Origin of the sequence: Shimia sp. (assembly GCF_039969785.1) — a bacterium.
Lineage (GTDB): Bacteria > Pseudomonadota > Alphaproteobacteria > Rhodobacterales > Rhodobacteraceae > Shimia.
On the sequence record NZ_JBDVNC010000021.1, the window covers coordinates 1 to 8,095 of the forward strand.

An 8,095-nucleotide genomic window follows, 5' to 3' on the forward strand; every position below is an offset into this window, starting at 1 on the left:
GCTGCGATGAAGGTCATCGGAAATGCTGACCGGCAGGAATCTGGTCGTTGGAAGAACAACCGCGCAGAGAATTCCCATCTACCATTTCGACGAAAAGAGCGCGCCATGCACCGCTTTCGCCGAATGCGAAGTTTGCAGAAATTTGTTTCTATCCATGCATCCGTTTTCAACCACTTCAATCAGGATCGTAGCCTTTCGAAAAGATGCCATTTCAAGCTGAACCGCACCGCTGCTCTCGCTGAGTGGCGCGGGCTTTGCGTGGCATAAAGGACAGCTTCACTGGCCTAGCACAGACTGGTTCGAATTTGTCTGACACCACCATTGAGCCAACTCGCAAACTGGGTTGGGCCTTAATTGTGGTCACAAAAAGATGGGCCGTCCTGTCTGTTAACTTACTGTGGACGTTGAAAATGCGCGGGGGTTTTCCGGGACTTTTGTGCTGCGAAACATCTGGACCGACTTGGTGAGGGTCGAAATATCCGCTTGGCCCCAGGCGCAAGACGCAAAGGCGCTGCGGGCTCATGGTCGCACCCAAGCAAACCGCGTCGCACCTTGCTTGGGCCCTCAATTTCGCCCGTTTCCTTGTTGCTTTAACAAGCCCCGACCTACGGCAAGCTCCGCCAATCAGACAAAGCGCAGGTCAAGCGTTGCTTCGTTCCAGTTGTTTTTCCTTGGCTTGATCGGGTCGAACTTAAAGGGCGTGTGCTGACCTTTTTGAAACCGCACGCGACGTCGGCCTTCGGCCTCTAAGTCGTTGACGGGGCGGGTTTCATGGGCGCGGCCCCCTTCGTGGGCAACCAGATATTTCAAGCCACCAACGGATCGGCCTGAGACCCGATCATAGACATCAAAGACAAGCGGCGCATGGGCCGGGATGGTGGGATGCAGCGACGACCAGGGTTGCCAACTTCGGAAACGGACGCCGGCAACATGGGTATTCGGCCCGACTTTCTGCAACGGCACCTCGACCTGATTACAGGTGATGACGAAACGGCTGCCCAGATCGCCCTCGACCTTAAGCTCGACACGTTCCAGTGAACTGTCAACATAGCGCGAGGTCCCGCCGCCTGTGGCCTCTTCGCCCAGAACAAGCCAAGGTTCGATGCCATTGCGCAGGGTCAATTTGAGCCCCTCAACCGTGGTATTGCCGACCTCACCAAATCGCATTTCATATTGGGCGTTGTACCAATCTGGGCGGAAAGCCAGACCATGGGCCGCGCTAAGATCCTCTAGAATCTCATCAAAATCGGCACGACAATAGTGCGGCAGCAAAAACTTGTCGTGCAACTCCTTGCCCCAATGCACCAGCGGCTCCGTATAAGGTTTTTCCCAGAACCACGCCAGCAACGCGCGCATCACCAATGATTGAGCCATACTCATCTGCCAATGTGGCGGCATTTCGAACCCACGAAATTCGACCAATCCCAATCGCCCGGTGGGGCCATCTGGCGAATACATTTTGTCGATGCAAATTTCGGCCCGATGGGTGTTGCCGGTTAGGTCTGTGAGCAAATGACGCAAAATGCGATCTGACAACCACGGCATGGCATGCCCGGTTTCCTGAATGCGACCAAGCTCAATCAGGGCAATTTCCATCTCATAAACCTTATCCGCGAGCCCCTCGTCAAAACGCGGGGCTTGACTGGTTGGGCCAATAAAGGTGCCGGAGAACAGGTAAGACAGCGACGGATGGCGTTGCCAGTATCGAACAATCGACGCGACCATATCGGGACGCCGCAAAAATGGGCTGTCGGCGGGTGTTTCGCCCCCCACCACGATGTGGTTGCCCCCGCCCGAGCCGGTCAAACGCCCATCAACCATAAACGTAAAGCTGTCCAACCCGCTTTGCCGCGCCTCTTCGTACAGGACTTCGTTGATTTCCTTGAGCGCTTGCCAGTTTTTGGCGGGATGAATGTTGACCTCGATCACACCGGGGTCCGGCGTCACACGGATCACATTGAAATTGCCGTCGTTGGGCGGTTCATAGCCTTCGATCCGCACAGGCAGCTTCATCTCGGCCGCGGCTTCCTCAACCGCTTCGACAAGGTCGAGATATTCGTCCGATGATCCGGTTGGCGGCATGAAAACATGCAAAATACCGTCACGCGGTTCTACCGCCAATGCGGTTCGGATTGGCATGCCTTCGACCCAATGGGTGCCTTCACCGGCAAGCCAATCATCGGAATCCGCGACGTCGTGCAGCCAGACATCTTCGCCATAGTTCTGCGCAGGTCCGGGAGCGGGGGAGCGGCGTTTTTGGCGTACCTTCTTCGCTGGAATTGGCATAATCGGCTGACCAAAGCCCACTTGTCCGTTCGGCCCGTATCCGGGGCCGAAAAACGGCGTTGTCATGTACTCTTCGTTCTCGGCGGCGCTGTCAGGCTCGGCCCCACGCCGCACGACACGGCGGGGCGGGAGCCGGCGTTTGCGGCGCAGCAAAGTATCGCGGAACATCTGCTTGAACTCTTCGGACCTAGCAAGCGAGTTCAGCGGTAACCGGTATCCTGCTGGGCTATCCCCGGGCAGGAGGAACAGTTTGTCGCGCCGCGTGCTCCAGACGTCCGACGCCCAACGAAAACGCCGCCGCGCGCTGGCTTTGGCCTGAGCCAGTTGGATCGGGATGACAAAGCTGACAGGGTTGGACAACCCGTTGTTCAACATGCGCACCAGGCGGGCGCGCTCTTGTGGGTCTTCAAGCTTGTTGTCCTGAACCGTCACATTGTCGGGCAACATGGCTTCTTTGCCAACGAAATGCATCGGATCCTCAAAGACCGGATGGGCAGCAGCCTCTTCGCCAAGGTCAAGCGCTTCCACCAGCCGTTCAGAAAACGCTTCGGCGGTTTCATGGGTCGCATGCCCGGTGTTTTCCTTGGCCAATAGCTCGGCCTCTGACCAAAGTGGCAACCCGTCGCCGCGCCAGATCAGGGAATAGGCCCAACGGGGGAGCGGTTCTCCGGGATACCATTTGCCTTGACCGTGATGCAGGACACCGTGCGGCGCAAACCGGTCGCGCAGACGACGCACCAAATTGTCGGCATAGGTGCGTTTGGTGGGGCCAACGGCTTCGGTTGTCCATTCCTCGCCGTCGCGGTCGATGGCGGACACAAATGTCGGCTCGCCCCCCATCGTCAGGCGCATATCCTGCGCTTGGATTTTGTCTTCGATGGCGAGCCCCGCCCGGTCGATCTCGGCCCATTGTTCCGGAGACAGCGGACGGGTCACACGTGGAGGTTCGTCAACGCGCTTGACGGACATATCAAAGCCAAACGTCACCTCGGCGAAGTCATGCGCTCCGGAAATGGCGGCGGCGGAACTTGGTTCTGGGGTCGCGGCCAAGGGGATATGCCCTTCACCGGCAAAAAGCCCCGAGGTCGGGTCCATGCCAACCCAACCCGCCCCCGGTAGATATACCTCGCACCACGCGTGCAGGTCGGTGAAATCATCCTGTGGACCGGCGGGCCCTTCGATGGGTTTGATGTCAGAGGTCAACTGAATCAAATAGCCGGAAACAAAGCGCGCGGCGTAGCCCAACTCGCGCAGTGTCGCGACCATAAGCCAAGCACTATCGCGACAAGACCCCAATGCCTTGCGGATGGTAACCGAGGGGCTTTGAACGCCCGGCTCCATTCGGATGGTGTAATTGATACGATTGGCAATAAAGGTGTTGATCGCCACCAGCCAGTCATTCGTTGTACCGGTCTGCTCGGGGGCCTGTGCGGCGAACTCGCGGAACACGTCTCCTCGGCCCACCTTTTTGAGATAGGGGCGCAGATCTTTGCGCTGATCCTTGGTGTATTCAAATGGGACCTGCTGACAGTCCTCTTCCAGAAAAAAGTCAAACGGATTGATCGCGACCATATCGGCCACCAAATCAACCGTGACCGAGAATTTTTCCGTCGGCTTCAGAAATACAATGCGTGCGCTCCAGTTGGCAAAAGCATCCTGCTGCCAATTCAAGAAGTGGTCTTCGGGCTCAATCTTGAGGCTGTAGCTCTTGATTGGGGTCCGGCTATGAGGTGCAGGTCGCAACCGCACCACATGGGGCGCCAAATTGATGGGGCGATCATATTCGTAAGTTGTTTGATGGCTCAGTGCGACGCTTATTGACATTCCAAGTGCTACTTTTTTTTGCAGGGTCTAAGAAAAGTGGCAGACTGCGGCTACAAATCCACCAAATTGACGGTTCCTTCTTGTTTGGCGGGCACGGGGGAATACGGTCAACCTTAATGTGAATTTAGGGACACCAATGCAGGACACATTTTATAATGAGATGAAAAACGGGGCAATTGACCGCCCAGAATACCGCCTTGTGGTCGACTGGCTGCAGCGACATGGGGTTGAGGCGATCCAGACTCGTCGAGCCGAGGCCGAGGCGATTTTTCGCCGGATTGGGATTACTTTTGCGGTTTACGGCGAAGGGGGCGATCCTGATCGTTTGATCCCGTTTGATATGGTGCCGCGCATTTTTAACGCCCGTGAATGGGACATGATCGAAAGCGGTTCGATCCAGCGCGCCCGCGCCTTGAACGCCTTTATCGCGGACTCTTTTGGCCCCCGCGAGATCGTAAAGGCCGGGATCATACCCGAAGACATGGTCACCCAGAACCTCGCCTATCTTGAGCAGATGAATGGCTACCGGCCGCCCCATGATGTTTGGGCCCATATTATTGGTGTCGATCTGGTCCGCACCGGACCAGATGAGTTTTTCGTGCTTGAGGACAATTGTCGAACCCCGTCCGGTGTGTCCTATGTCCTGCAAAACCGCGAGGTCATGTCGCGCATGTTCCCCGAGTTGTTTCGCGATGGCCGTATCCGCCCGGTGGATGGCTATGCGGACATTCTTGCCGAAGCGATGCAATCGGTTGCGCCGCCCAATTGTTCGGGCACTCCGACAATGGCCATCCTGACTCCGGGTCAGTTCAACTCAGCTTATTTTGAACACTCATTCCTTGCAGATATGATGGGGATTGAACTGGTCGAAGGCCTTGACCTGATTGTCGATGACCAAAAGGTATACATGCGCACGACCCATGGGTTCGAGCAAGTTCATGTGATTTATCGCCGTATTGACGATGCCTTCCTTGATCCGGCGATGTTCCGCGAGGACAGCATGATTGGTGTTCGCGGGCTGATGGATGCGATGATGGCCGGTAACGTCACCGTGATCAACATGCCGGCGACCGGCATTGCGGATGACAAAGCCACCTATATTCATGTCCCCGATATGATCCGTTTCTATCTGGGCGAAGAGCCGATCATTCCCAACGTTCAAACCTTCCGCTGCGATCAGAGCGATGATCTTGCCTATGTTCTCGACAACCTTGCCGACCTTGTTGTGAAAGAAGTTCAAGGATCGGGTGGATACGGCATGTTGATCGGGCCGACATCGACAAAGGCCGAGATTGCGGAATTCGCCACCAAGTTAAAGGCCACGCCCAGCAATTACATTGCCCAGCCGACCCTATCGCTTTCAACGGCACCGATTTTGACCGATGCCGGGCTTGCCCCGCGCCACGTTGATCTGCGCCCATTTGTCGTCTCGGGCAAAACCTCGCGTATGGTGCCCAGCGGATTAAGTCGCGTCGCCTTGACCGAAGGCTCGCTCGTGGTGAATTCGAGCCAGGGCGGCGGGGTCAAAGATACCTGGGTGTTACGTTCAGAGGAGACATCCTGATGCTAAGTCGAACTGCAGAGGGCTTGTTTTGGTTGGGCCGAAATATCGAACGAATGGATACTGCCGCGCGTTTGCTGGATGCAGGGCGCCGGTTGGACAGCCTGCCAAGGACCGACGACCAGCACAGCGAATGGAGCTCTGTTATCGTGGCCTCGGGTGCGACGACCACATTCCCAAATTCACTCGAAGAGGCCGATGCGGAAACTGTAGCAGACCACCTGATCCGAGATCTCTCCAACCCGTCTTCGATTGCCTCTTGCATCGAGGCCGCGCGGGTAAATGCCAAGGCCGTCCGCAACGCCATTACGGCCGACGTTTGGGAGGCCGTCAATGACACGCGATCCGGGTTGCGCCATCGACTTGAGAAAGATTGTGATCGAGAAAACCTTGCTGATTTTGTCGATTGGGTGCGAACCCGGAGCGGCCTAGCACTTGGTAAAATAGAAAACACGATGCTGCGCGATGACAGCTCGCAGTTTATCGCGTTGGGGAAATGGTTTGAACGGGCCGATGCCACGGCGCGCTTGCTTGATGTGAAATACCATGTGCTCCTACCCCATGCCACGGATGTTGGCGGTGGTTTGGACTATCTGCAATGGGTGCAAATCCTGCGCGCCGCGAATTCGGCAGTGGCCTTTCGCCATCTCTATAGTCGCATTGTTGACCCGCGTGGCGTCGTCGATCTTTTGGTTTTGAATGACAAAAGCCCACGGTCTCTTATGTCGGCGCTATCAGAGATCACCGTTTTGCTTCAAAAACTTGCCTCTGACCTTCCTGTGCAACAGGACGTCGCACAACAGGCGCGCGCCGCCGAAGAAAGGCTTAGGGCAACCAGCAACAACGAGATTTTCGATTTGGGGCTGCATGACTGGCTGACCAAATTCATCGTGGATACAAATGTGATGGCACAGAACGCTACATCAGCTTTCGGATTTGGCGTCGAAATCGGAATTCCGTCTGGACATATTGCCGACAGTCTGACGCAATAGCCCCTCGGCACCGGTCCGATACGGTGTTAGAAGCCGGGCGATGGGGAGAGAATCCAGCTCTAGACCCAACTCTAGATCATGCCAACAAGCCTGAGGCCCGATGACTTATTGCGTTGCTATCAAGACCAATGCCGGAATGGTGTTCCTGTCCGACACCCGCACCAATGCGGGGGTGGACAACATTTCGAAGTATCGCAAAATGTTCACTTGGGAGGTCCCCGGGGAGCGTGTCATCACCATGATGACAGCTGGCAACCTGGCCATCACTCAGGCAGTGATCAGCCTCTTGCAAGAGAACATCGACAAGCCGCAAGAAGGCATTGATACGCTTTTGAGCGCAGAGTCGATGTTTCGGGTTGCCGAAATTGTTGGTGACGCGATGCGCATCATCCAGACGCGCTATGGCACCAATATCGCCCAAATGGGCGAAAGCACTATGTCCTCGATTATTGTGGGCGGCCAACGCGCCGGCGGCGGCATGCGCCTGTTCCACGTCTATTCGGCCGGAAACTTCATCGAGGCCGGTGAGGACACGCCCTATTTTCAGATCGGCGAACACAAATACGGCAAACCGATCTTGGACCGCGTGATCAATGTTGAGTCCCCCGTCAATGTCAGTGTGACAGCCGCACTTTTATCGATGGATTCAACGCTCCGCTCCAATCTCTCGGTTGGCATGCCTTTGGATTTTTCGGTTGTTCATGCCGATGAAATGCGATTTTCGCAGATACGTCGCATCGAAGAGCATGATCAAAACTACCTCGCTCTGTCTGACGCCTGGTCAAGCGCCCTTCGCAACGCATTTAACGATATGTTTGACTTTTCAGTCGTTTGAACGGTACTGTCAGAAGAAAACTGGTTGAGACGGGCGGTGCGGGCGCATAGCGTCGCCGGATGATAAATCGCGACCCATTCAAGTACTTCAAGACGTCTCCCGACATCATCCGTCTGGCGGTGATGATGTATGTGCGTTATCCACTTTCGTTGCGCAATGTGGAAGACCTGCTGCACGAACGCGGTATCGAGATCAGCCACGAAACGGTCCGTTTCTGGTGGAGCCGGTTCGGCCCATTGTTTGCGGCTGAAATCCGCAGGAAACGGGTTCAGCAACTTCGAGCTCATTCGAATTGGCAATGGCATCTGGACGAAGTGTTCGTAAAAATCAACGGAGAAACCCATTATCTCTGGAGGGCCGTGGATCACGAGGGGGAGGTGCTTGAAAGCGATGTCACCAAGCGTCGGGATCGTAAAGCAGCATTGAAATTCCTCAGAAAAACAATGAAGCGCTTTAGTCCACCACATGTCATCGTGACCGACTTACTGCGGTCTTACGGCGCCGCGATGAAGGTCATAGGCAACGCAGATCACCAGGAAACAGGGCGCTGGTTCAACAACCGGGCCGAGAATTCACACCTTCCGTTTCGACGACGAG

Annotated in this window: 6 protein-coding genes; 5 read left to right on the forward strand and 1 reads right to left on the reverse strand. The window is 55.8% G+C overall.

The window, feature by feature from the left end; all coding sequences use genetic code 11:
- Window positions 1-267 (forward strand): DDE-type integrase/transposase/recombinase (locus ABJI08_RS11260; protein WP_348401939.1); only part of this gene is annotated, 267 nt, incomplete at its 5' end.
- 357 nt (window positions 268-624) lie between these two features.
- On the opposite strand, the gene ABJI08_RS11265 is transcribed toward ABJI08_RS11260, so the two are convergent.
- Window positions 625-4,110, reverse strand: a complete 3,486-nt coding sequence (locus ABJI08_RS11265) for a transglutaminase family protein (protein ID WP_348401940.1) — start codon at window positions 4,108-4,110, stop codon at window positions 625-627.
- Window positions 4,111-4,246: 136 nt separating this feature from the next.
- On the opposite strand from ABJI08_RS11265, the gene ABJI08_RS11270 reads away from it, so the two are divergent.
- The 4 genes from ABJI08_RS11270 to ABJI08_RS11285 form a co-directional block, all read left to right on the forward strand.
- Complete coding sequence (locus ABJI08_RS11270) at window positions 4,247-5,674, forward strand: circularly permuted type 2 ATP-grasp protein (protein WP_348401941.1); 1,428 nt, start codon at window positions 4,247-4,249, stop codon at window positions 5,672-5,674.
- Window positions 5,674-6,663 carry an alpha-E domain-containing protein gene (locus ABJI08_RS11275; protein ID WP_348401942.1) on the forward strand — a complete coding sequence of 330 codons (990 nt, stop codon included), beginning with the start codon at window positions 5,674-5,676 and terminating at the stop codon, window positions 6,661-6,663. Before ABJI08_RS11270 ends, ABJI08_RS11275 begins: the two co-directional genes overlap by 1 nt.
- A 100-nt stretch (window positions 6,664-6,763) precedes the next feature.
- Window positions 6,764-7,498, forward strand: coding sequence for a peptidase (locus tag ABJI08_RS11280; RefSeq protein WP_348401943.1), 735 nt, complete (start codon window positions 6,764-6,766; stop codon window positions 7,496-7,498).
- Window positions 7,499-7,557: 59 nt separating this feature from the next.
- Window positions 7,558-8,095 (forward strand): IS6 family transposase (locus ABJI08_RS11285; RefSeq protein ID WP_348401944.1); only part of this gene is annotated, 538 nt, incomplete at its 3' end.

Coding starts and splice junctions, on each gene's coding strand:
- ABJI08_RS11265 (WP_348401940.1), bottom strand. CDS start 4,110: ATGTCAATAAGCGTCGCACTGAGCCATCAAACAACTTACGAATATGAT.
- ABJI08_RS11270 (WP_348401941.1), top strand. CDS start 4,247: ATGCAGGACACATTTTATAATGAGATGAAAAACGGGGCAATTGACCGC.
- ABJI08_RS11275 (WP_348401942.1), top strand. CDS start 5,674: ATGCTAAGTCGAACTGCAGAGGGCTTGTTTTGGTTGGGCCGAAATATC.
- ABJI08_RS11280 (WP_348401943.1), top strand. CDS start 6,764: ATGACTTATTGCGTTGCTATCAAGACCAATGCCGGAATGGTGTTCCTG.